We start from the raw sequence: 21,997 nt of genomic DNA on the forward strand, positions 1-21,997 counted from the left end.
GGCCTTCTACCCGGGCCTTCTCTTGGCCACGCCCTTCGCCTATGAGGAGGAACGCGCCAGCGCGCTCCCGCCGTCCACCTCCGGCACCCCCTGAATGTCCGTGTCTGTTGCGGGACACGCCAACGCCCGAGCCTGTCATGTCACAGTCCCATCGCGCGCCGGCGCCGGCCTCCGCTTCTGCCTCGCGTCCGCGCGGCCCCGCGCCCGGACAGCCTGGCGCGGTCGGTCCCGGTTTCGTGGAGTTCGTCGCGCTCATCGCCCTGCTCATGGGCATGACCGCCTTCTCCATCGACAATCTGCTGCCCGCCTTCGGCGCCATCCGGGCCGATTTCGCGCTGGAAAATGCCAATCACGTCCAGGTGATGGTCTACGCCTATCTGATCGGCATCGGCGGCGCGCAATTCTTCTACGGCCCCATTTCCGATGTGCTGGGGCGCCGCCCCATCCTGTTCGCCGGCCTTGCGGTCTATGCGCTGGGCAGCCTGATCGCCCTGTTCACCCGCGACTTCAACGTGCTCATCGTCGCCCGCCTCATCCAGGGCATGGGCGCGGCGGCCGGCCGGGTGCTGGCCATCGCCATCGTGCGCGACCGCTTCGAGGGGCGCGACATGGCGCGGATCATGTCGCTGAGCATGATGGTCTTCCTCACCGTGCCGATCATCGCGCCGGCGCTGGGCAGCCTCATCCTCGTGTTCGGCTCGTGGCACCTCATCTTCGTGGCCATGCTGCTGCTGGCGCTCGCGCTGTTCGCCTGGTTCGGGCTCCGGATGCCGGAGACGCTGCATCCGGAATACCGCATCCCCTTCTCGATGCGCTCCATCGGCAAGGCCGCCATGCTCACGCTCACCACCCGCCGCTCGGTGGGCTATGCGGTGGCCATCGGGCTGATGATGGGCTCGCTGATGGCCTATGTGGGCTCCGCCTCGCAGGTGTTCCAGACCGACGTCTACCGGCTCGGCAACCTCTTCCCCATCGCGTTCGCGGCGGTGGCGGGCATCATGGCGGTGGCGTCCTTCCTCAATGCCAGCCTCGTGCATCGCCTGGGCATGCGGCGGCTGTCCCATGCCGGCATCCTCGGCTTCATCGCCGCGGGCGGGCTCATGGTGGCATCGAGCGTGATCTGGGACGGCAAGCCGCCGCTCGTGCTGTTCTGCGGCCTCGTGGCGGCGGGGCAGTTCCTGTTCGCGCTCACCGTGCCGAACTTCAATTCCATGGCCATGGAGCCGCTAGGCGCGGTGGCGGGCACCGCCTCCTCCTTCATCGGCGGCTTCACCACGCTGCTCGCCGCCGTGCTCGGCTTCGTGGTCGGCAGCAATTTCGACGGCACCGTGCTGCCGCTGGCTCTGGGCTATCTGGTGCTCGGCGCCATCGCACTCTTGTTCGTGCTGTGGGCGGAGAAGGGCAAATTGTTCGGCCACCAGCCCTAGGCGACCGAAGGCGGGCGGGCGCTTAGGCGGCATGGCTGCCCTGCGCCGGCCACGCTCAAGTGTGTCGGGGAACTGTCCGCAAGCCGTGGTAGAACACGCGCCAAAGACGACACGCCTGCGCCCTTCCGCGCCTGCCGATCGCACGACCTCAGGAGCCCCCATGCCCCAGCTCTCGCCCGAAGGCCAGGCGGCCATCAACGCCATTTCCCAGCGCACCGGCTTCAGCCCGGATGCGGTCACCTCCATGCTGTACTCGGTGATCGCCGGCAACGGTTCCATGGCCCAGTTCAACCATCCCGAATTCGGCGGGTCCGGCCAGTGGATGGCCGGCGGGATGACCATGGTCTCCGACATGTTCAACAGCTACCTCAAGGGCCGGGTGGACGGCCTGTGCAGCGAGCTGTCGAGCCTCGTCGCCAGCCAGCCCGGCCTCACCCAGAGCGGCAGCTTCCAGTCTCAGAACCAGGGCGGCGGCTATTCCGGCGGCGGCCAGTGGCAGACGAGCGGCGGCGGCGGGTTCGGGGGCAGCATGGGAAGCAGCTTCGGCGGCAGCCAGCCCAGCCTGTTCGTGCCGGATGCCTCCGGCAGCTTCAACTGGTGGCCGTCCGATCTCGGCCAGCCGGCCAGCACCGGCGCACAGAACGGCGTGCGCTACGCCTATTTCCCCGGCACGCGCCGCCTCGCCATCGATCTCAACGGGCAGGTGACCGTCTATGACAGCCTCGATCACCAGATCGGCGGCTTCTCCCAGCAGCAGGGCGGATCGGGAAGCCTGACCTTCACCAGCCAGTACGGCACGGTGTTCGTCTCCAGCCTGCCCGTCGTGAGCGGCGCGCCGCAGGCCCCGGCCTATGCGCCACCCGCACCCTCCTACGCCCCGCAGGCGCCCGTCTACGAGCCCGCGCCGCAGCCCCAGTCCTTCGCGCCGCAGCCGCAGACCTATGGCGGCGCCCAGCCGCTGGGCCAGAGCGAGATCATCTCCGCCATCGAGAAGCTGGCCGATCTCCACGCCAAGGGCATCCTCAGCGACCAGGAGTTCAGCACCAAGAAGGCCGAGCTGCTCAGCCGGCTGTGAGGGGGCGGGGCCCTCCGCTCCGCCGTCACCCGAACCGCCGTCGCCCTCCGGCCTGACCGGAGGGCCCATCCCTCCGCCGGCACCAGCCTGCGAAGTCCAGGGACAAACGGCGCCATGGGTCCTCCGGTCGAGCCGGAGGACGACGGTGACAACAGTCTTCTTCGGTCACGACGCCTTGGTGCGCAGCGTCACCAGTTCCTCGGCGGCGGTGGGGTGGACGGCGATGGTGCGGTCGAAATCGGCCTTCGTCGCCTTCAGTCCCATGGCCACGGCGGCGAGCTGGATCATCTCGCCGGCGGCCTCCCCCATGATGTGGACGCCGAGCACCTGGTCGGTCTCCCCATCCACGATCAACTTCATGAAGCTGCGCGTCTCGCGGCCGGAGAGCGTCGCCTTCAGCGGGCGGAAGCTGGTCTTGTAGATGTCCACCGGCCGCCCGGCGGCGCGGGCCGCTTCCTCCGTGCAGCCCACGGTGCCGATCTCCGGCTCGGAGAAGACGGCGGTGGCGACGAGGGAATGGTCGACCGTCCACGGCTTGTTGCCGAACACCGTATCGGCGAAGGCGTGGCCCTCGCGGATGGCGACGGGGGTGAGGTTGATGCGGTTGGTGATGTCGCCCACCGCATAGATGGAGGGCACGCTGGTGCGGCTGTGCGCATCCACCACCACGGCGCCGAGCTCGTCCAGGGCGACGCCCACCGCCTCAAGGCCCAGATTGCGGGTGCTGGGAATGCGGCCGATGGCGAGCATCACCTCGTCCACCTCCAGCTCCGAGCCATCCGAGAGAACCACGCGCTTGCCGCCGGAGATGGCCTCGATGGAAGCCAGCGTCTTGCCGCTGACGAGCTTGATGCCGGCGCGGGTCATCTCGGTTTCCAGATGCTCGCGCACTTCCATGTCGAAGCCGCGCAGCACCTTGTCGCCGCGATAGACCAGCGTCACCTCGGCGCCCAGCGCGCGGAACAGGCCGGCAAACTCCACCGCGATATAGCCCGCGCCCTGGATCAGGATGCGGTCGGGGAAGCGGGGCAGGTTGAACGCCTCGTTGGAGGTGATGGCCAGCTCGCAGCCGGGAATCTGCGGCCCGAGCGCCGGATGGGCGCCGGTGGCGAGGAGGATGTGGCGCGCCGCCACCTCCTCGCCCGTCTCCAGGATGCGCACGCGGTTCGGCCCTGCCACCACGGCGCGGGAGGCGACGATCTCCACCCCGGCGGCCTCGGCATTGCGCTTGTAGATGCCCTCGAGCCGGGCGATCTCCTTGTCCTTGTTGGCGACGAGGGTCGGCCAGTCGAACTCGGGGGCGCTCACCCGCCAGCCGAAGCCGGCCATGTCGTCGATGTCGTGGGCGAAGCGACCGGCATAGACGAACAGCTTCTTGGGCACGCAGCCGCGAATGACGCAGGTGCCGCCCATGCGGTATTCCTCCGCCATCATCACCTTGGCGCCATGCTGGGCGGCGATGCGGCCGGCGCGCACGCCACCCGAGCCGCCACCGATCACGAACAGGTCCACCTCGCGCTGTGTCATGTTTGGCTCCCGCCAGATCCCGATGCGTGGCGGGTGACTTGAAGGAGCCTCGCCGAGGCGTCAAGCAAAGTCGCCGTGGGGTGGCGGCTTGCCGCTCGCGCGCTTCGGTGCTTCAAGGCGGCGGGCGATACGGAAAGCCATCGATACGCAAGGCATGCACGACACCGAGATTCCCCCGCTCTGGCTGAAGAGCGCGCCGGCCGCGACGGGCCGCGCGGGCTTCGCCCTGCCCGCTGTTCTGCGGCTGCGTGCGCGGCGGGGTGCCCTTGCCATCGTGCTGGCGGGCGAGGGCGCGGACCCCCCCCTGCCCTTCACCTTCGCCACCGCGACGGGCGCGGCCCAAGGCGCGGCGGAAGGCGAGACGCTGCTGCCCGGCGTGCCCACGGTGGCGCTGGTGCCGGCGGGGGCCACGCGGATCGAGGTCGCGGACGCTCCGCCCGGCTTCCGGCTCGGCTACTACCCCGTTCACAAGGTGGCGCTGAAGCTGCACGCCTTCGCCAATGGCCGGTTTGACGGCCTCGGCCTGCCACGCCGCTGGAAGGCGGCGGGCGTTGCCGCCCGCACCCTGCGCGGAGCGCTCCATGCCCTCGTCTCCGCTGCCCCCGCCCGCCGCCGGGCCGAGGCCGCGCGATACCGCGCCTTCCGCGCCCGCTTCGTCGGCGACTTCGCCGAGGTGCCGGCGCCCGGGGCGGCGCCGCGGCTGAGCCTGCTCACCGACGGCGGCAGCGCCAGCGCGACGGACCTTGCCGCCTGCGCCGCAGCCCTCGCCGCCCAGACCGACCGGAATTTCGAGTGGGTGGTCGCCCTCCCGCCCGATGCGCCGCCCGCGCTCGCCCAAGCCGCCGCCGGGGCGCGCGTGGCGACGGCTGAAGGCGGCCCCGCCAAGCGCCTCGCCGCCGCGCTGGACGCTGCCGAAGGCGGGCTGGTGCTGTTCCTCGACGCCGGCGCGCAGCCGACGCGGGACGCTGTGGCGCTGATCCGCGACGCCTTCACCGGGCATCCCGACTGCGCCCTTGTTTATGCGGATGAGGAGCGGCTGGACGCGGCCGGCGCACCGCTCCACGGCGTCTATCACCCTGCCTTCAACCGGCATTTGATGGAGTCGTCGGGCTATCTCAGGCGCTTCGCCGCCCTGCCCCGCGCCGATGCCCTGCGCCTCGGCCTCGATCCCGCCGCCGGCCCAGCCGCGGTGTTCGACCTGCTGCTGCGCCACGCCTCCGCATTGCCCGAGGCGCGCATCCGCCATGTGCCGCGCGTGGCGGTGGGGCTGAAGGACCATCCGCCGGGCTTCGCGCCGGAGGAGATCGACGCGGCGGCCGCCGCGCTCGCCCGGCTACGCGGCGTCGGGGTGGACATCATCGGCCGCCACCTGCGCCCGCTCTATCCCACCCCCGCGCCGGGCCCGCTCGTCTCCATCGTCGTACCCACCCGCGACCGTGCGGCGCTGCTCTCCGTGGCGCTGCGCTCGCTCATCGCGCGGACCGCCTATCGGGCCTTCGAGATCATCATCGTCGACAACGGCTCGGTGGAGCCGGCGACCTTCGCGCTGTTCGAGGAGATCAAGGCCCTGTGGCCGGCCACCGAGGTGGTGCGGGACGACGGGGACTTCAACTTCCCCCGCATCTGCAATCTCGGCGTCGATGCGGCGCGCGGTGACATGATCCTCCTCCTCAACAACGACGTGGAGGTGATCGAGCCGGGCTGGCTGGACGAGATGGTCGCCCTCGCATCCCTCCCCGGCGCCGGCATCGTCGGGGCGAAGCTGCTGTTTCCCGATCGCACGGTGCAGCATGCGGGCGTGATCGCCGGGCTGTTCCGCTATGCGGACCACTGGTTCGCCCACAGCGCCGCCGATGCGCCGGGCTATGAGGATCGCCTGCGCGTGCGGCAGAACCTCTCCGCCGTCACCGCCGCCTGCCTCCTCATCCGCCGCGACGTGTGGGACGCCATCGGCCCGCTGGACGCCGTGCGCTTCGCCGAGGATTGCAACGACATCGATTTGTGCCTGAGGGCGCGGCGGTCGGGCTACGACGTGGTGTGGACGCCCTTCGCCACGCTCCTCCACTACGAATCCGCCTCACGCGGCAAGAAGCGCTCGCGGGAGCACCGGGCCCGGCTGAAGGCGCAGCGGGCGCGGATGGAGGCCATCTGGCACACCTCCACGCTGGTGGACCCCCACTACAGCCCCAATCTCGACAGGAAGAGCCTATTCGCTGCCCAGGCCGAGGCGCCGGAAGGCCCGCGCGGGCCGCGCACAAGCGGGGTCTAGAGGCCGCAGCGAAGGGCCGGGAGCAAGTGACCGGAGAGCGGGCCGTCATCCCCCGGCTTGTCCGGGGGATCCACGGGGTGTCCGGGCCGGCTTTCCGTATTGGCACCGCGCGAACGACGGGGTGGATGCCCCGGACAAGCCGGGGCATGACGGCGCAAGGACTGATGGTGGGAGAAATGCAAAAGGCCGGCCCCATGGGGGACCGGCCTTTTCCGTATCGGCGAAGCCGCCCGGATCGATCAGAGATCGACGCCGCGCTTCTTCATCTCGGCGCGCACGCGCTCCATGGCCTGGGCGTTGATCTGCGCGCCCCATGCCTGGATGCCCTGCACCGCTTCCTGCACGATCACCGGGCGGTCCTGCACCAGCTTGATGCCGGTGGAGCTGCGATAGAAGGCGATGGCCTCCTTCAGCTCGGCCTCGGTGAAGCGGGTGGCGTAGGAATTGGCGAGGATGTCGATGACCTCGGCCTGACGCTTCTCGAATTCCGGCCGCACCAGCACCGCGACTTCGCGCAGCTGCTTGGCGAGGTCGGGGTTGGTCTGGAGGAAGGAGAGCGCCGCGCCGTCCACGATGTTCGGGATGACGCCGTCGAAGGCGCGGCTTTCGCCGTTGGCGGTCACGAGGTCGCGGGCGAGCTGGAGCTGCGCGGCCGAAGGCTTGGCTGCGGGCGCGGCGGCGGGGGGAACCGGACGGGTCTGGGCCTCGGCCACCGGCGCGAGGAGCGCGGCGGCCGGAACCGACAGGGCCGCAGCGAGAAGAAGCTGACGGACAAGGCGGCCGGACATGGGATGACGCATGGAATTCTCCGGAAAGGGAAAAAGCTAGAAGCTGCCGGGCTCCAGCTCGGTGATGCCGTCCTTGCCGGCGAGCACGGCGCGCCGGGCGAGGCCGATGAACAGGCCGTGCTCGACGACACCGGCCACCTGCGCGACCGCCGCGGCAAGCGCTGCCGGGTCGGGAATGCGGCCGAGATGGGCGTCGAGGATCAGGTGCCCCTGATCGGTGACGAAAGGATGACCGTCGCCATCGCGACGGACGGTAATGTCACCAGCGCAGCCGGCGCTGCGGATCGCCTCGACCACCTGGCGGGTGATGGCGGCGACGCCGAAATCCACCACCTCGATGGGCAGCGGGAAGCGGCCGAGCACATCCACCTTCTTGGTGGCGTCGGCGATGACGATCATTTCGCGCGCGGCGCTGGCGACGATCTTCTCGCGCAGCAGCGCGCCGCCGCCGCCCTTGATGAGGGCAAGGCCGGGGCCGATCTCGTCCGCGCCGTCGATGCACAGATCGAGCGGGCCGGCCTCGTCCAGCGTGGCGATCGGCACGCCGAGGGACACCGCCTGGGCTAAAGTCTGCTCGGAGGTGGGCACGCCGAGCACGGTGAGGCCGCCGTGCACCTTCTCGGCCAGAAGCTCGACGAAATGCCGGGCCGTGGACCCGGTTCCGAGGCCGAGGCGCATGCCGTCGGTCACGTAGGTCAAGGCGTGGGCGGCGGCGCGGCGCTTCAGGTCTTCGGCGTGGACCATGGGATTTCCTTGCCTCAACGCCGCGCGCCGGCCCGGATGGGTCCTGCCGCAGCGGCGCTTCTTTTCTGGCGGAACGGCTTCAACCGCCCTGCTCCGGCTCTAGCCCCGATCGGAGCCGCCGACAAGCCGGCGCGACGCCTCAGCGCGCCGCCGGGGTGCAGACGAGGCTGGAATCCGTGCCGCCCGCAGCGCGCGCGGTCTCGCGCACGTAGCAGATGCTCATTTCCCCGGTGTCGCGATTCACCCGGAAGATGCCGGTTTCCCCTTCGTAATGGGTGGGCATCAGCGCGTAGTTGCCGGCCTTCTGCGGCCCCGCGCCCTCGCCCTGGGCGAAGCAGAAGGTGACTCCCACGCCGGCCGCGTTGGGCCGCTCGAACTGGCACACATTCATCTCGCCGGTCTGGCGGTTGATGCCGTAGACGCGGTTGGCCTGGGCGGAGGGGGGCGCGGCGAACTCGAATCCGGCTGCGGCGCCCGCCTGTCCCGCCGCAGGCTGGGCAGCGGCGGCTCCGATCCCGCCGAGACCCGCGGCGACGACCGCCACCGCGAGCAGCACCGCCGGATTGCGGCGCGCCGCGCGCCCGGTGCGAAAGGGAGTGGTCCGCATTCATGCCTCCTGATGGCCCATGGGCTGTGGCCCGGTCGCAGCCGTCCAGGCCACGATAGGCCGCAACCTCGGGCGCAGCCTTAAACTGCGCGCCGGGGCCGCAGCCCTCGAATCCCCGCGACGCTGGCGCGAAAAAGCGGCAGGATTTAAGGCAGAAGGCGAGGATATCCTCCGGCCGACCCTTTCCCCGCTGCCGGCGCGAGCGCACCGGAAGGGGCAGCCGAACCAGAACCCGCGGATATCGCCTGCCCCGATACCGCTTCCGGAAGGACCGCGCCCGATGACCAGCCTCACACAGCCAGCCCCCCGCCCTCTCGTCGCGTTCGATCTCGACGGGACGCTGGTGGACACCGCGCCCGATCTGCTCGACGCCCTCGACCTCGTGCTCTCCGCCCACAGGATTCCCCCCGTGGACCGCGCCGAGGCGCGCAACATGATCGGCGGCGGGGCGCGCCTCCTCATCGTGCGGGCGCTGAAGAGCGAAGGCATCGAGCTGCCGGACGACGAGATCGCCGCCATGACGCAGCGCTTCATCGCCCATTATGCCGACAACATCGCCGTGGGCTCCCGCCCTTTCCCCGGCCTCATGGAGGCGCTGGACCGGCTGGAGGCCAAGGGCGTGGCGCTGGCCGTGTGCACCAACAAGCTGGAGCATCTCGCCCGCCTGCTGCTCGACGCGCTGGAGCTGACGCCGCGCTTCGCCGTCATCACCGGCGCCGACACCTATCCCCGCTCCAAGCCCGATCCCCTGCCGCTGCTCTCCACCATCTCGGCGGCGGGGGCGGACGTGGCGCGCTCCATCATGGTGGGCGACAGCATCACCGACGTGCTCACCGCCCGCGCCACCGGCGTGCCGGTGGTGGCCGTCTCCTTCGGCTATACGGAGACGCCCCCCGGCGAACTCGGCGCCGACCGGCTGATCCACCATTTCGACCAGCTGGAAGAGGCGGTCGACGCCTTGCTGGCCAAGGCTTCCGCCTAGGCCTCCACCGGGCTCCGGCCCCGGCCGGGGCGGGTCTCCCGGCCAAATGATCCACAGGCGGACGCGGCCATCCGCGCGCCCGCCCTTGACAGGGGAGGCCCTGCGGCTCTAAACGGCCCTCCTCGCAATGGCGCGGGCGATTAGCTCAGCGGGAGAGCACTCCCTTCACACGGGAGGGGTCGCAGGTTCAATCCCTGCATCGCCCACCATTCCCTCCGCAATGACCAGAACGTATCTGTTCGCAGTCTGACTCGACGGCGACTTTCGGCTTGTATGCTTACAGACGTGCAAAGCTTCGTTGAGCTAAAGCCGGATCAATAGTTGTTTAGATGGGCGTTGCGTACCTTTTTCAACGCCGTATTTCCCAGATTCTCGGCCACCTTTAGAACGCCTCTCCAATTATCGGGAGGTCGTCAGGCTGAAGCCAGTGCTTCGCCATCGCTCCAAGGCACGATAATGCTCCGGATGAGCTAGGATGGATTACCCCCCGCTCGGTTACAACCTACGATCATCGAGTAAGCCACCAGAGGCTAGTGACGAAGACCACCATCCCGACGAACGCCACGATAGCCGGCAGCCCCTCAGCCTCTCCGCTGAGGAGACCAAGGAGTTTGAAGGACAACCTGTGTTTGGGATTTCCGGGCACTGGACACACCTCGCCTTAAAAATGAGACGATGTGTCAATCCCTTCGGGTATGGGGGCAGAAGTCGGGGATCGGGTCAATAGGGGCGCGTCACCCCAATTGTGGCCCCAATGTGCCCAAGTCGGCACAAGGGAGAGGTCGAGAGCCAGTAAGCTATTTGTAAATAAACAAAAAATGAGCGTAAGGCAGCGGTTTTCACGTGCACCCTATCCACAGGAACAGACGTGGACAAAGCGCGAATTCGAAGGAACTACGCTCCACGAAGGGAGCTTTCCGTTTCGAGTCTGGTCTCGCTCTCTGGTGACACCTTCAGAACAACGCATCTTCAGGCAGAAACGGCGCCGCGTGACTAGCGCAGCGCCCGCTCCCAGTCACTGGCAGGCGCACTCGTAATTCTTCGCGGCCACTTCCTTGCCGCCATACCCCACCCAGCAGGCGCTGCTCCATTTGGGCTTCAGATTGTAGCCGGGGCGGTAGCCGTTCATGTTGGTGGCGCAGATGTAGAATTTGTCCTGCGTCACCTGATTGCCGGGCGCGTGGACGCCGGAGTACAGCGCCGTGAGGCGGGCGGCGCTGCAGACCTGATCGCAGGAGCCACCGTTCGCCGGCTTCCATTGAATGTCGGCGGCGAAGCCGGCGGTGGGCAGGATCGGCGCGGCGAGGGTTGCGGCGACGAGAAGGGCTTTCAGGATTTTCATCGTTCCCCCAATGAATCGACCCCTGCATGGCGCAGGGAGATCGGCATCATGCACCAGGCTTGAGCGTGGGCAATCGAGCGGCCGATCGGGCCAATAAAAAACCCCGCCGTCGTACCGGCGGGGTTTTCGCGTGGGGAGGTGCGGCGGCCTATTCGGCGGCGCGCATGTTCAGCTTGGCCTCGGCGAGGCCGGTGAGCTTGGCGTCGGCGGCCTTCTCCTCGTCCAGGTTGCGCTGGAGCACGGAGGCGCAGTCGTTGCGGCCGAGCTGCTTGGCCCAGGCGATGAGGGTGCCGTAGCGGGTGATCTCGTAATGCTCCACCGCCTGCGCGGCGGCTGCCAGCGCCGCGTCCAGCACCTCGGGATCGGCGACCTCGGAGGCGACGTCCTCGGCCTCCTCGATGATGCCGTCGATGGCCTGGCACTTCACCGTCTTGGCCTCGACGCCGTGCATGCGGAACACTTCCTCAAGCCGCTTCACATGCCCCTCGGTCTCGCCGAGATGGCTCTGGAACGCCTGGCGGAGGGTGGAATTCTGCGCCTTCTCGATCATGGTCGGCAGCGCTTTCAGGATGCGCTTCTCGGCATAATAGATGTCGCGCAGGGTATGGACGAACAGGTCGTCCATGGAGTGGATGTCCTTGGAGAAAAGGCCCATGTGGCAACTCCTGTAAATATGAAGGGGAAAGGGGCGCGACCCCGGAAGGCCGCGCCCTGGGTTGGGGACGGCGTCAGCGCTGGCCGCCCTTGCGGTCCGGGTTCGACGCGGCGTCCTGATCCTGGGAGGAGCGCTTCTCCTCCTGCATGTTCTGGCCGCCCTTGCGGCCTGCCTCGGACGCGCGCTCGCGGTCCTGGGCGAAGTTGCCGCCGCCCTGCTGGCCGCGGCCGTGCTCCTGCTGGCTCTGCTGGCGGTTGGCACCGCCCGGCTGATCGCCCTGCTGGCGGTTCTGGGCGTTCGCCTCACCGCCCTTGCGGCCAGCCTCGGCGGCGCGCTCGCGATCGTTCTCGAAGTTTCCGGATCCGCCCTGCTGACGAGTGTTCATCGGTTGGTATCCTCTCTTGTGCCCCCGGCAGACAACGGGAGGCAGGGAGGATGGTTCCGGCTCGGAACATGGCAAAACTCAAGCAATCATGGCCAAAATGCGCAGCTTGAGCCCGACTGGATCAGATATCGATAAGTAATATTGACCGATATCGCTAAAGCTATGCCCTTGAAACTTGACCATTCAAGGCCAAACCTGAGCGCGACATTAGCCCAAAAACGCAGAATGCCCGGCACGCGGCCGGGCATCATGCGGTAACACAGCTCAGCGCAGCTTCAGCCGCGCCTGTCGCGCCTCAGTTGTCGTCGGCGGGGCTCACGTCGTCCAGGGCGAGGTTGGTGCAAGAGAGGCTGCCGTCCGGCTCGTCGAACGCCGTCTGGGTCAGGAAGCTGCACCGCGTGCCTTCGGCGGCAGCGATATAGGACACGAGGCGGTGGCTGATGGCCGCCACCTGGGAGGAATCATCCGCCGGCTTGAAGGCGGCATCCGCCGGGGCCTGCGGGCCGGCCTTCTTCGCCACCTTGAGATCGGTGACGAGAGGCACCAGCGAGACGGAGGCGGCGGTGTCGGCCGGCGTCACCACCGGCTGGAGCAGCACGGTGAACTGGTCCCAATTGCCCTTGGCGAGGCGGCTCGCCTCGGATTCGGCGGAGACCGTGGCCTTGTAGGCTGGCCCCGCCTCGCCCGGCACGACCGCCCCCGCCACCTTGAACTTGCGCGTGCCAGTGCCGCCCTCGGGCGCGGCGCCGGAGAGGACGCGCGCCAGCATGGTGTCGCCATAGGCCTTGAGCTTCGCCTCGGACACCTTGTCGGCCTCCATCACCTTGGCGCGCGGAATGGCGGCGAGCGCCATCTCCCCGCACAGAGACGGCAAGGTGACGGTCGCCACTAGCGGCACCTTGCGCAGATCCTGCGCGATCTTCGCCTCCGTGCCCAACGGCACGGCCACGTCCACCGAAACGTCGTCGCCGTCGCGGGCGGCGAGGCGCAGGCGGCTCCAGTAATCCTTCATCTTCACCTTCGCGGTGCCGCCCTGCTGGGGCGTGACCACGAGGTCGATCTCGGCGAGCCCGGCGGGCGCCACCGGCGTGCGGCCGAGCTCGGCGGCCTTGAGGTCCACCGTGAGGCCACCGGTGACGAGGCCGCACCAATTGTCCTCGTCGTGCTGGAGCACCAGCGCCGGCTCGGAGAAGCCGCCTTCCGGGCGGAACACCGTCACCGCCGTGAGGCCGGGGATGGCCGCCGTCTCCTCATAGATGTGGTGCAGGCCGCGCTGGTTCTCGGTGAAGGAGAGCGCGTAGCTGTCATCCCCCTGGCCGATGGTGAGGCGCAGCGCGCCGCTGGCCAGCGTGCCGGACACCGGGAGCGCGGCGCGCGCATCGCCCGCCGGCGGCGCGAGGGTGCCGGTGACCTTGCCGGCGCCGTCCACATCGAGCGTGGCGATGGCGGCGCGGTACGGCTTGAAGAAGGGCAGCCCCAGAACCATGAAGCGCTCCGAGGCGGCGCTGGCCGCCGTGGGTGCCACAACAAGGGCGGGCACGAGCGCGAGGGCGGACAGGGCGGCGAGAACCGTCCGGCGGTGGGCGGTGCGTGTCACGGAGGTGCGCATTCCGTCGCCTCTCTTTGCGATGATGGCTTCGATTCGAGCGGTGCTGTGTGGGCTCGATCTATAGCACCGCCGCATGGCGCCCCAAAGGCGGCTGGCGGGGGCGGAGAGGGCTCCTGACGGTCAGGACGAGTGAGCGCGCTGCTCCATTTTGTACCGTCATCCCCCGGCTTGTCCGGGGGATCCACGGTTTGGCTGGGTCCGCTTTCGGTTTTGGAGCACCGAGCAAATTGAGGTGTGGATGCCCCGGACAAGCCGGGGCATGACGGCCCGGAGAAGGGGCATGACCGGTTGCTCTGACCTGCCCCTTAAGCCGGCGCCCCGGCGATGCTAAAGCGGGCACCGAACACCTCGCGCCGGAACCTGACCATGACCGCACCCGCCCCCGCCGACCGCGAGGTCCGCCGCATCCTCACCCCCGACGGCATCGGCATCGCCAGCACCGCCTTCGGCCCGCCCGAGGGGACGCCGGTGGTGTTCATCCACGGCTTCTCCCAGTCCGGCCTGTGCTGGAACCGGCAGACGTCGAGCCCGGCGCTGGCCGGCCTGCGGCTCGTCACCTACGATTTCCGGGGCCATGGCGCCTCCGACCGTCCGTCCGATCCCGCCGCCTACCAGTCGGCCGAGGCTTGGGCAGGCGAGCTAGATGCGGTGATCCGCGGCTGGGGGCTGGAGCGGCCGGTATTGGTGGGCTGGTCCTATGCCGGGCGCATCATCGGCGATTATCTGGCCGTCCATGGTACCGCTGGCATCGGCGGCATCATCTTCGTGGATGCCGTGACCGCCAACGAGCGCCGCTTCTACGGCACCTGCAACAAGCTCATGCGCCTCATGTGCAGCACGGACGTGGAGGAGAACATCGCGGCCACCCGCACCTTCCTGCGCCGCTGCTTCGCCGCCCCCATTCCCCAGCCGCTGTTCGAGCAATTGCTCGCGGTGAACATGATGGTGCCGCCGCAGGTGCGCTCGGCTTTGTTCGGCCGGACGGCAGATTATGAAGACCTGCTGAAGCGCCTGGACGTGCCGGCGCTGGTGGTGCAGGGCGCGCTCGACGAAGTGGTGGCCCCGGCCATGGCCGAGCATATCGCCGCGACCATTCCCGGTGCCCGGCTGGACCTCTATGGGGGTATCGGCCACGCCCCCTTCATCGAGGCGGCGGACCGCTTCAATGCCGCGCTGGTAGCCTTTGCTGCCGCAGCGGCAGCAACTTCCGGGGCGGTAGCGCGTTAGGAGAAGACGTCTTCACACTCCCGTGGGACGGGAACCCGTTCGCCACAAAGCGGTTGCAGTCTTGTCCGTTTTGTGGCGACAAAGCGGTGTTGCCGACGTATCCGGGCGTGCTCGATGGTCGTTCGCGCTCCGGTCCATCCGAGACGCAGAGCCATGATGAAGCTGAAATCGCTTGTTTTTGCAGGCATCGCCGCGCTTGTGGCGACGGGCTCGGCCAAGGCCGACGATCGCTACGACATCTTCAATTTCAACAAGTTCTTCGGCGGCGGAAATGTCGGCGTGGTGGGCAGCACCTCGCCCATCGGCCGGCAGATGGTCTCCATCGATCCGAAATATGCGCCCGGCAACATCGTCATCAACACGTCGGAGCGCCGCCTTTATTACGTAACGTCGCGTGGCCAGGCCATCCGCTACGGCGTCGGCGTCGGCCGCGACGGCTTCCGCTGGTCCGGCGTTAAGACGGTGAGCGCCAAGAAGGAATGGCCCTCCTGGACCCCGCCGGCCCAGATGCTGCGCCGCCGTCCCGATCTGCCCCGCTACATGCCCGGCGGCATCGACAACCCGCTCGGCGCCCGCGCCATGTATCTCGGCTCCAGCCTCTACCGCATCCACGGCTCCAACGAGCCGGAGACCATCGGGCAGGCGGTGTCGTCCGGCTGCTTCCGCATGACCAATGACGACGTGGTCGACCTCTACAATCGCGTGCGCGTGGGCGCGACCGTCTACGTCCTGCGCTGAGGCCCTTTTGAAACGAAAATGGCCCGGCCGTCGTGAGACAGCCGGGCCATTTAATTCAACGCTTAAGCGCGTCAGAGGGCGGCGAGGTTCGCAGCCTTGCTCTTCCCGCGGTTGTCCGGGACAACATCGAACGAGACCTTCTGGCCGTCGTTGAGGCTGTACATGCCGGACCGCTCCACGTCGGAGATGTGAACGAACACGTCGGGGCCGCCCTCATCCTGAACGATGAAGCCGAAACCCTTCTGGGCGTTGAAAAACTTGACGGTACCCGTGGCCATGTGAGGCCTCCTGTGGGAACGCTCTCCGGGACTTCCCGAAGGCGCCGATCGCCCCGGCGGCACGCGACCATGACAGTGCGCGGCGCAGCGGGGCGCAGTTCAGGACAGGTTCGCTTTGTGGGAAGGCTTTTGCGTCGCGGCCCGAAGGAAACGAAGAAGAGGCCGTCGACGAACTTGTCCGCTCGGCTCGCCCCTTCGCTCATCCATGAAATGGAAAGCGAAGGAACGAACGCCCCTTGCCGCGGTGCGATCTGCTCGGTCGGGATCGGAGTACATCCGTCCGTCTCCCGGAAGCGTCTGCGCTCAAAGCGCGCCGCATCCGTCGGCTGGGGTTGATGCAGAGATAAGCGTCAATCGCGGCGGTTCAAGGGCGGGGACCTAAGTTTTTCGCCCGCCGCTCCCGAACCTGTCGCCGAACCCCGCCGATACCGGGGGTGAACGCCCCCCGGCAAGGTGGTGAAACACACCTGAACCGCAGCCAAATTATTTGGCCGCAGCGGCCTTCGCCACGAAGGAGCCGTCGAACGTCTTGGCGAGGTCGATCTTCGCCGCCTTCAGCTCAGGATCGAACTCTACCAACATGTTGAGGGCATTCTTCATGCCCCGCTCGGGGATCAAACCGGTGCGCGAATAGATCGGCAGCGAGTTCTTGACCGCGTTGAGGTAGAGCGTCTTGTCCCCGAGCAGATATTCCTCCGGCACCACCGCCGCCACATCCTCGGGCGTGGCCGTCTTAAGCCATTGAAGCGCCTTGTAGAAAGCGTTCACGAGCTTCTGGGTGGTGACCGGATTTTGCTCCACGAAATCGCGCTTCATGTAGAGCACGGCGGCCGGATTTTCCCCGCCGAAGATCTTCTCATTTCCGGATTCCGTGCGGCTGTCTGCCAGAATAATGACGTCCCCATCGTCCTCGAGCTTGGTAATGACGGGGTCGAGATTGGACATGGCATCGATTTCGCCACGCTTCATCTGCGCCACGGCCGAGGCTCCGCCGCCGACACCTACGTAGGAGGCATCATCCGGCTTCAGACCGTCTTTGGCCATGAGGAAATTGACGAAGAAATTCGTGGAGGAGCCCGGCGCAGTGACGCCGATCTTCGCGCCCTTCAAATCCTTCACCGACTTGATCGGCCGATCCTTCCGCGCCACCAGCACGATCCCCGGGAAACGGCCCAATTCGATAACGGAAACAATGTCCTGGCCCTTGGCCTGCATGCGGATGGTGTGCTCGTAGGCGCCCGTCACCACGTCGATGGAGCCGCCGATAAGGGCTTGCAAAGACTTGGCTCCGCCACCGAAATCGTTGATGGCGACGTCGAGCCCCTCATCCTTGAAGAAGCCTTTCCGCTCGGCGATCGTCAGCGGCAGATAATAGAGCAGCGGCTTGCCGCCGACCCCCAGCGTGAGCTTCGGCTTTTCCGCCTTCGCCGCCGGTTGGGCGCTGGCCGGCACGGCGCAGGCGAGCGCGAGCGCGGCCACCGCGAGCTTGAGCAACCTCATGATTTTCCTCCCGTTTTTCTCTACGCCTGCGCGGCCGGCGCGGGGCGCCACACCAACAGGCGGTTCTCGATTGCGCTCACCAGCGTGTCGATGATGATGACGAAGATGGAGAGCACCAGCATGCCCGAGAACACGCCGGTGACGTCAAACACCCCTTCCGCCTGGTGGATGCGATAGCCAAGCCCCGCCGCCGAACCGAGATATTCCCCCACCACCGCTCCCACGAGCGCAAAGCCAACCGCCGTGTGGAGCGAGGAGAACATCCAGGTGAGCGCGGAGGGCCAGAACACGTTCCTCATCAGCTGGCGCTCGCTCATGCCGAGCATCCGGGCATTGGCGAGCAGCGTCGGGCTGACCTCCTTAACACCTTGGTAGACATTGAAGAAAACGATGAAGAAGACCAGCGTCACCCCCAGCGCCACCTTGGACCAGATGCCGAGCCCCAGCCAAAGAGCGAAGATCGGCGCCAGCACCACGCGCGGCAGGGCATTGGCCATTTTCACATAGGGATCGAAGACCGCTGCGATCACCGCCTTGCGCGCGAACCAGAAGCCCACCAGCACCCCGCCCAGCGCACCGATGGCAAAGGCGAGCATGGTCTCCAGGAGCGTGATGCCGAGGTGATACCAGATCACGCCCGTGTAGAAGTCCTTGAAAGTACGCTCGAAAACGGCGAGCGGCGTCGAGAAGAAGAAGGGATCGAGCGGATAGAAGGGCTTGGGCGAGAGCGCCGGGATATTGACCTTCATGGTGGAGCCGAAATGCCAGATGGCGATCAGCACCACCGCCACCAGCACCTGCAGGGTGAACAGCGTGAAACGATTGCGCATGGTTCAGCTCGCGACCTCGGACTGGCGATAACCCTTCACCACTTCATCCTTCAGCGCCGCCCAGATCTCGCGGTGAAGGTGGTGGAAGGCAGGTTCCAGCCGCACGTCGATGTCACGCGGGCGGGGGATGGGCACGCGCCACTGGCCGATGATGCGCGAGGCCGGGCCCGCGCCCATGATAACCACCCGGTCGGCCAGCGAAATCGCCTCCTCCAGATCATGGGTCACGAACATCACCGCCTTGCGGTCCTGGCTCCACAGATCGAGCAGGAGGTTGCCCATGATCTGCCGGGTCTGGGCGTCGAGCGGGCCGAACGGCTCGTCCATGAGCAGGATCTTGGGATCGCGGATCAACACCTGGGCGAGGCCCACGCGCTTCCTCTGCCCGCCGGACAATTGGTGGGGATAGCGATCGGCGAAGGCAGCGAGCCCCACGCGGGCCAGCCACTTGCGGGCACGGGCGCGCGCCTCGTCCGTGTCGGTGCCGGCGACCTCAAGGCCTATGGCCACGTTGTCGAGTGCCGTTTTCCACGGGAACAGGGCCTCGGCCTGGAAGAGATAGCCGGCCGCGCGGTTGAGGCCGGCGAGAGCCTTGCCGTGGATCGTCACCGTGCCGGAGGCCGGCTTCAACAGGCCAGCGGCGGCGTTGAGAAGGGTGGACTTGCCGCAGCCGGTGGGGCCGACGATGGCGACGAACTCGCCATCCACCAGATCGAGATTGACGCCCTGCACCGCGACGAAGGGCGAAGCCGCACGGCTGGCGCCGGGGAAGGCGATGGAGATGTCGCGCAGCCCGACCGCGCATGCCTGAGCCATGCGGCCTCCCTGGACCACGCTGAAGGGTTGCACCACTGAACGTCTCCCGATCCCGCGGCCCGACCGCGCGTCCGGTTGGCCCGGATCAAGCTGACAAGGTAGCCGAGGGCGCGCGGGAGGCAAAGGTGGAGGATCGCCGGTCGCGCGTCCTCTCACCCCGGCCGGGAGAAGGTGAGGATCTCGCGCTTTCCGGCGTGGTTGGCGGGGCCGACGATGCCTTCGGTTTCCATGCGTTCCATGAGGGAAGCGGCCTTGTTGTAGCCCACCTGCAGGCGGCGCTGGATGTAGGAGGTGGAGGCCTTGCGGTCCCGCATGACGATGGCCACCGCCTGCTCGTAGAGGTCGCCGCCCGCATCAGCGATGCTGGAGCGGTCGAACACCGCCTCGTCATCGTCCTCGGCCACGGCATCCTCGTCCAGAACCACCTCGTCGATATAGTCCGGCCCGCCCTGTGCCTTGAGGAAGGCGACGACCTTCTCCACCTCGCCGTCGGACACGAACGGCCCATGCACGCGGGAGATGCGCCCGCCGCCGGCCATGAACAGCATGTCGCCCTGCCCCAGCAGCGTTTCCGCGCCCATCTCGCCAAGGATGGTGCGGCTGTCGATCTTGCTGGTCACCTGGAAGGAGATGCGGGTGGGGAAATTGGCCTTGATGGTGCCGGTGATGACATCCACGGAGGGGCGCTGCGTCGCCATCACCAGATGGATGCCGGCGGCGCGGGCCATCTGCGCGAGGCGCTGGATGGCGCCCTCGATCTCCTTGCCCGCCACCATCATCAGGTCGGCCATCTCGTCGACGATGACGACGATGTAGGGCAGCGCGGTCAGGTCCATCTCCTGTTCCTCGAACAGGGCCTCCCCGGTCTCGCGATCGAACCCCACCTGCACGTTGCGGGTGATGATCTCGCCCTTCGCCGCGGCTTCCCGGACGCGGGCGTTGTAGCCGTCGATGTTCCGCACGGCGAGGCGGCTCATCTTGCGATAGCGCTCCTCCATCTCCTTCACCGCCCATTTCAACGCGATGATCGCCTTCTTGGGATCGGTGACGACGGGGGTGAGCAAATGCGGGATGCCCTCGTAGACCGAGAGCTCCAGCATCTTCGGGTCGATCATGATGAGCCGGCAGGCTTCCGGCGTGTGCCGGTAGAGCAGGCTCAGGATCATGGTGTTGATGGCCACCGACTTGCCCGAGCCGGTGGTGCCGGCGACCAGCAGGTGCGGCATCCGCGCGAGGTCGGCGATCACCGGAACGCCGCCGATGGTCTTGCCCAGGCACAGGCCGAGCTTGGGGTGGGTATCGGCGAATTCGTGGCTGGCCAGAAGCTCCCGCAGCCACACGGTCTCGCGCCGCCGGTTGGGCAGCTCGATGCCGATGACGTTGCGCCCCTCCACCACCGCCACGCGGGCGGACACCGCGCTCATGGAACGGGCGATATCCGGCGACAGGCCGATGACGCGGGAGGACTTCACCCCCGGCGCCGGCTCGAATTCGTAGAGGGTGACGACCGGGCCGGGATTGGCGTCGATCACCTCGCCCCGCACACCGAAATCGCGCAGCACCTGCTGCAGCATGGTGGAGGACTGGTCGAGGAATTCCTCGGACAACTCATAGTCCGGCTCCACCACCGGCGGCTCGCGCAGCAGGTCGAGGGGGGGGAGGAAATAAGGGCCTTCCGCGGCCTCCGCCGCTGCAGGAGCAGGCTCGGGCAGGAGGGTTCCAACGGCCTGCACCGGAACGGGGGCGACGGCATCCAACGCTGCTGGCGCTGCTGCCGAGGCCGCGGGAGCGGACGTGGCAGCCGAATGCAGGGCGCCGAAGAACTGGGCGTTGATGCTCTGCTGGTAGGGCCGCCAGGACGCGAACGCTTCGCCCGACAGGATCGACCCGGCCGCGAGGGGTAGGGATTCATCCTCGGCTTCGGCCTCGTCCTGATCCTCGCCTTCAAGCACGGCGGCGTCTTCCGGCTCATCCTCGTCGAGTTCGGTGTCGAGTTCCTCGTCTTCCTCGTCCGTCAGGTCCGTGTCCTCGAAGACATCGTCTTCGAGTTCGTCGTCTTCAAGTTCATCGTCCTCCAACTCGGAGGAGAGTGCCCCGTCCTCCTCGTCCAGTTCGTCGTCGTCCTCGGAAAGGTCGATTTCCTCGCCCTCCTCCTCGGCGTCGTCCGTGTCGCCTTCCAGTTCGGCGACCTCATCGTCCTCGGAGTCTTCGTCCTCGAGTTCATCGTCCTCGGAGGCGTCCGCCTCGGAAACCTCGTCTTCGTAGAAGTCGGCAGCCTCCTCGGCGTCGGATAACGCCTCGAACGCCGGGGCCTCGCTCTCCACCAGGTCGTCTTCCGCATTGCCCGTCTCTGCGGGCGCAGGATCAAGGTCCTGCTCCCCGGCCGGAGCGGGCGGGGTGGCGGCGCGGCCTAGGACGACGAGGCGCAGCAGGCTCCACAGGTGATCCGGGACATCGGCCGTATCGACCTCCGAAGCTGCCTCAGCCACAGCCTGCGGCGCAATGTCAGCCTCAAGGAGCGCAGGCGCGGCCGCTTCCGTCAGAATCTCCTCGCCCGGGGCAGCCTCCGCAAGCGCGACCTCGGAAGCGAAGGGCTCACAGGCCGCCGCGACGGTTTCTTCCTCAACAGGAGGCAGGACGACGGGGGCCGCCGTCACCTCTTCCGGCGCGGCGGCGGGCGCGGCGAAGCCGGTCTCCTCGGGGATATCCGCAAGCTTGGCGACGGGCTGCGCCGCCGGCTGGACCGCATCGTCCGCCGGCTCGAACAGGAAGTGCCAGCCGCGGCTCGACCCCTGGGTCGTGACCGGGGTGGGCACCTGCGGCAGGACGGGCGGCATGCTCGGCAGCGGGGGGGCGCCCGGCTCGCGGGGGCGCAGCAGATGGTCGGGGGTGCGGGTGAAGCGGGTGTTGGCGTCGAGGGTGAACGGCCGCAGCCAGCTAGGGACCAGCTCCAGGTCGATCCAACTATTGGTTTCGACAGCCTCGAAGGCGCCGTCGTGGATGGCCGGATCGTATTCCGGAATCCGCTCGTAGAACGAGGGCAGGCCGCGCTCTGCGCCAGAATCGGCGGGAGGTGGATCGAACGAGTCGTCCGGAGCGTAGGAAGGATACGCAAAAGGTCTCGGAGGACGGTTGAAGGAAGACATGGGAATCCGAAATCCGCAGCACCGGCGCCGTTTCGAGGACACTAGGGCGGGG

Annotated in this window: 19 protein-coding genes and 1 tRNA gene; 7 read left to right on the forward strand and 13 right to left on the reverse strand. The window is 67.7% G+C overall.

Features of this window, described 5'->3' with window-relative positions; translation table 11 throughout:
* Positions 1-137: 137 nt before the first annotated feature.
* Positions 138-1,427: a multidrug effflux MFS transporter gene (locus D7006_RS15910; protein ID WP_237353716.1), complete on the forward strand. Its 1,290-nt coding sequence runs from the start codon at positions 138-140 to the stop codon at positions 1,425-1,427.
* 160 nt (positions 1,428-1,587) lie between these two features.
* Positions 1,588-2,502, forward strand: coding sequence for an SHOCT domain-containing protein (locus tag D7006_RS15915; protein WP_237353717.1), 915 nt, complete (start codon positions 1,588-1,590; stop codon positions 2,500-2,502).
* A gap of 165 nt (positions 2,503-2,667) precedes the next feature.
* Here the strand turns inward: D7006_RS15915 and gor are convergent, their stop codons facing one another.
* A complete protein-coding gene (gor, locus tag D7006_RS15920; RefSeq protein ID WP_169122858.1) occupies positions 2,668-4,029 on the reverse strand; it encodes a glutathione-disulfide reductase in 1,362 nt (453 codons plus the stop codon).
* Positions 4,030-4,183: 154 nt separating this feature from the next.
* Between gor and D7006_RS15925 the strand changes: the two genes are divergently transcribed.
* Positions 4,184-6,298 (forward strand): glycosyltransferase family 2 protein, encoded by a 2,115-nt coding sequence (locus D7006_RS15925; protein ID WP_237353718.1) that lies wholly within the window; start codon positions 4,184-4,186, stop codon positions 6,296-6,298.
* Positions 6,299-6,537: 239 nt separating this feature from the next.
* On the opposite strand, the gene D7006_RS15930 is transcribed toward D7006_RS15925, so the two are convergent.
* The 3 genes from D7006_RS15930 to D7006_RS15940 form a co-directional block, all read right to left on the reverse strand.
* Positions 6,538-7,098, reverse strand: a complete 561-nt coding sequence (locus D7006_RS15930; protein WP_169122860.1) for a DUF2059 domain-containing protein — start codon at positions 7,096-7,098, stop codon at positions 6,538-6,540.
* Positions 7,099-7,122: 24 nt separating this feature from the next.
* Complete coding sequence (gene rpiA / locus D7006_RS15935) at positions 7,123-7,830, reverse strand: ribose-5-phosphate isomerase RpiA (protein ID WP_237353719.1); 708 nt, start codon at positions 7,828-7,830, stop codon at positions 7,123-7,125.
* Between the two features lie 139 nt (positions 7,831-7,969).
* Entirely contained in the window at positions 7,970-8,437 is a 468-nt protein-coding gene (locus tag D7006_RS15940; protein WP_237353720.1) for a hypothetical protein, read from the reverse strand.
* Positions 8,438-8,717: 280 nt separating this feature from the next.
* On the opposite strand from D7006_RS15940, the gene gph reads away from it, so the two are divergent.
* Both gph and D7006_RS15950 read left to right on the forward strand, forming a co-directional pair.
* A complete protein-coding gene (gene gph / locus D7006_RS15945) occupies positions 8,718-9,419 on the forward strand; it encodes a phosphoglycolate phosphatase (protein WP_237353721.1) in 702 nt (233 codons plus the stop codon).
* Positions 9,420-9,553: 134 nt separating this feature from the next.
* Positions 9,554-9,628, forward strand: a tRNA-Val gene (locus D7006_RS15950).
* Between the two features lie 806 nt (positions 9,629-10,434).
* Here D7006_RS15950 and D7006_RS15955 read toward each other — a convergent pair.
* The 4 genes from D7006_RS15955 to D7006_RS15975 form a co-directional block, all read right to left on the reverse strand.
* On the reverse strand, positions 10,435-10,761 hold the full coding sequence (locus D7006_RS15955) for a hypothetical protein (protein ID WP_169122864.1): 327 nt from the start codon (positions 10,759-10,761) through the stop codon (positions 10,435-10,437).
* 148 nt (positions 10,762-10,909) lie between these two features.
* Positions 10,910-11,416 (reverse strand): ferritin-like domain-containing protein, encoded by a 507-nt coding sequence (locus tag D7006_RS15960; RefSeq protein ID WP_169122865.1) that lies wholly within the window; start codon positions 11,414-11,416, stop codon positions 10,910-10,912.
* 73 nt (positions 11,417-11,489) lie between these two features.
* Positions 11,490-11,801, reverse strand: a complete 312-nt coding sequence (locus D7006_RS25420; protein ID WP_169122866.1) for a general stress protein — start codon at positions 11,799-11,801, stop codon at positions 11,490-11,492.
* Positions 11,802-12,096: 295 nt separating this feature from the next.
* On the reverse strand, positions 12,097-13,410 hold the full coding sequence (locus D7006_RS15975; RefSeq protein ID WP_237353722.1) for a hypothetical protein: 1,314 nt from the start codon (positions 13,408-13,410) through the stop codon (positions 12,097-12,099).
* A gap of 366 nt (positions 13,411-13,776) precedes the next feature.
* Between D7006_RS15975 and D7006_RS15980 the strand changes: the two genes are divergently transcribed.
* Positions 13,777-14,637 (forward strand): alpha/beta fold hydrolase, encoded by an 861-nt coding sequence (locus D7006_RS15980; protein ID WP_237353723.1) that lies wholly within the window; start codon positions 13,777-13,779, stop codon positions 14,635-14,637.
* Between the two features lie 153 nt (positions 14,638-14,790).
* Positions 14,791-15,375: a L,D-transpeptidase gene (locus D7006_RS15985; RefSeq protein ID WP_169122869.1), complete on the forward strand. Its 585-nt coding sequence runs from the start codon at positions 14,791-14,793 to the stop codon at positions 15,373-15,375.
* A gap of 71 nt (positions 15,376-15,446) precedes the next feature.
* On the opposite strand, the gene D7006_RS15990 is transcribed toward D7006_RS15985, so the two are convergent.
* The 5 genes from D7006_RS15990 to D7006_RS16010 form a co-directional block, all read right to left on the reverse strand.
* Positions 15,447-15,653, reverse strand: coding sequence for a cold-shock protein (locus tag D7006_RS15990; protein WP_024278308.1), 207 nt, complete (start codon positions 15,651-15,653; stop codon positions 15,447-15,449).
* Positions 15,654-16,136: 483 nt separating this feature from the next.
* On the reverse strand, positions 16,137-17,153 hold the full coding sequence (locus tag D7006_RS15995) for an ABC transporter substrate-binding protein (protein WP_237356929.1): 1,017 nt from the start codon (positions 17,151-17,153) through the stop codon (positions 16,137-16,139).
* A gap of 20 nt (positions 17,154-17,173) precedes the next feature.
* Positions 17,174-17,983 (reverse strand): ABC transporter permease, encoded by an 810-nt coding sequence (locus tag D7006_RS16000; protein WP_237353724.1) that lies wholly within the window; start codon positions 17,981-17,983, stop codon positions 17,174-17,176.
* 3 nt (positions 17,984-17,986) lie between these two features.
* On the reverse strand, positions 17,987-18,799 hold the full coding sequence (locus D7006_RS16005; RefSeq protein WP_237353725.1) for an ABC transporter ATP-binding protein: 813 nt from the start codon (positions 18,797-18,799) through the stop codon (positions 17,987-17,989).
* Between the two features lie 152 nt (positions 18,800-18,951).
* A complete protein-coding gene (locus D7006_RS16010; RefSeq protein ID WP_237353726.1) occupies positions 18,952-21,945 on the reverse strand; it encodes a DNA translocase FtsK in 2,994 nt (997 codons plus the stop codon).
* Positions 21,946-21,997: the final 52 nt, after the last annotated feature.

This window comes from Xanthobacter sp. YC-JY1, assembly GCF_021730305.1.
Classification (GTDB): Bacteria; Pseudomonadota; Alphaproteobacteria; order Rhizobiales; family Xanthobacteraceae; genus Xanthobacter; species Xanthobacter flavus.

Bases quoted from the DNA above. Each gene is read 5' to 3' on its own strand.
- D7006_RS15910 (WP_237353716.1), top strand. From the start codon at position 138: ATGTCACAGTCCCATCGCGCGCCGGCGCCGGCCTCCGCTTCTGCCTCG.
- D7006_RS15915 (WP_237353717.1), top strand. From the start codon at position 1,588: ATGCCCCAGCTCTCGCCCGAAGGCCAGGCGGCCATCAACGCCATTTCC.
- gor (WP_169122858.1), bottom strand. From the start codon at position 4,029: ATGACACAGCGCGAGGTGGACCTGTTCGTGATCGGTGGCGGCTCGGGT.
- D7006_RS15925 (WP_237353718.1), top strand. From the start codon at position 4,184: ATGCACGACACCGAGATTCCCCCGCTCTGGCTGAAGAGCGCGCCGGCC.
- D7006_RS15930 (WP_169122860.1), bottom strand. From the start codon at position 7,098: ATGCGTCATCCCATGTCCGGCCGCCTTGTCCGTCAGCTTCTTCTCGCT.
- rpiA (WP_237353719.1), bottom strand. From the start codon at position 7,830: ATGGTCCACGCCGAAGACCTGAAGCGCCGCGCCGCCGCCCACGCCTTG.
- D7006_RS15940 (WP_237353720.1), bottom strand. From the start codon at position 8,437: ATGCGGACCACTCCCTTTCGCACCGGGCGCGCGGCGCGCCGCAATCCG.
- gph (WP_237353721.1), top strand. From the start codon at position 8,718: ATGACCAGCCTCACACAGCCAGCCCCCCGCCCTCTCGTCGCGTTCGAT.
- D7006_RS15955 (WP_169122864.1), bottom strand. From the start codon at position 10,761: ATGAAAATCCTGAAAGCCCTTCTCGTCGCCGCAACCCTCGCCGCGCCG.
- D7006_RS15960 (WP_169122865.1), bottom strand. From the start codon at position 11,416: ATGGGCCTTTTCTCCAAGGACATCCACTCCATGGACGACCTGTTCGTC.
- D7006_RS25420 (WP_169122866.1), bottom strand. From the start codon at position 11,801: ATGAACACTCGTCAGCAGGGCGGATCCGGAAACTTCGAGAACGATCGC.
- D7006_RS15975 (WP_237353722.1), bottom strand. From the start codon at position 13,410: ATGCGCACCTCCGTGACACGCACCGCCCACCGCCGGACGGTTCTCGCC.
- D7006_RS15980 (WP_237353723.1), top strand. From the start codon at position 13,777: ATGACCGCACCCGCCCCCGCCGACCGCGAGGTCCGCCGCATCCTCACC.
- D7006_RS15985 (WP_169122869.1), top strand. From the start codon at position 14,791: ATGATGAAGCTGAAATCGCTTGTTTTTGCAGGCATCGCCGCGCTTGTG.
- D7006_RS15990 (WP_024278308.1), bottom strand. From the start codon at position 15,653: ATGGCCACGGGTACCGTCAAGTTTTTCAACGCCCAGAAGGGTTTCGGC.
- D7006_RS15995 (WP_237356929.1), bottom strand. From the start codon at position 17,153: ATGAGGTTGCTCAAGCTCGCGGTGGCCGCGCTCGCGCTCGCCTGCGCC.
- D7006_RS16000 (WP_237353724.1), bottom strand. From the start codon at position 17,983: ATGCGCAATCGTTTCACGCTGTTCACCCTGCAGGTGCTGGTGGCGGTG.
- D7006_RS16005 (WP_237353725.1), bottom strand. From the start codon at position 18,799: ATGGCTCAGGCATGCGCGGTCGGGCTGCGCGACATCTCCATCGCCTTC.
- D7006_RS16010 (WP_237353726.1), bottom strand. From the start codon at position 21,945: ATGTCTTCCTTCAACCGTCCTCCGAGACCTTTTGCGTATCCTTCCTAC.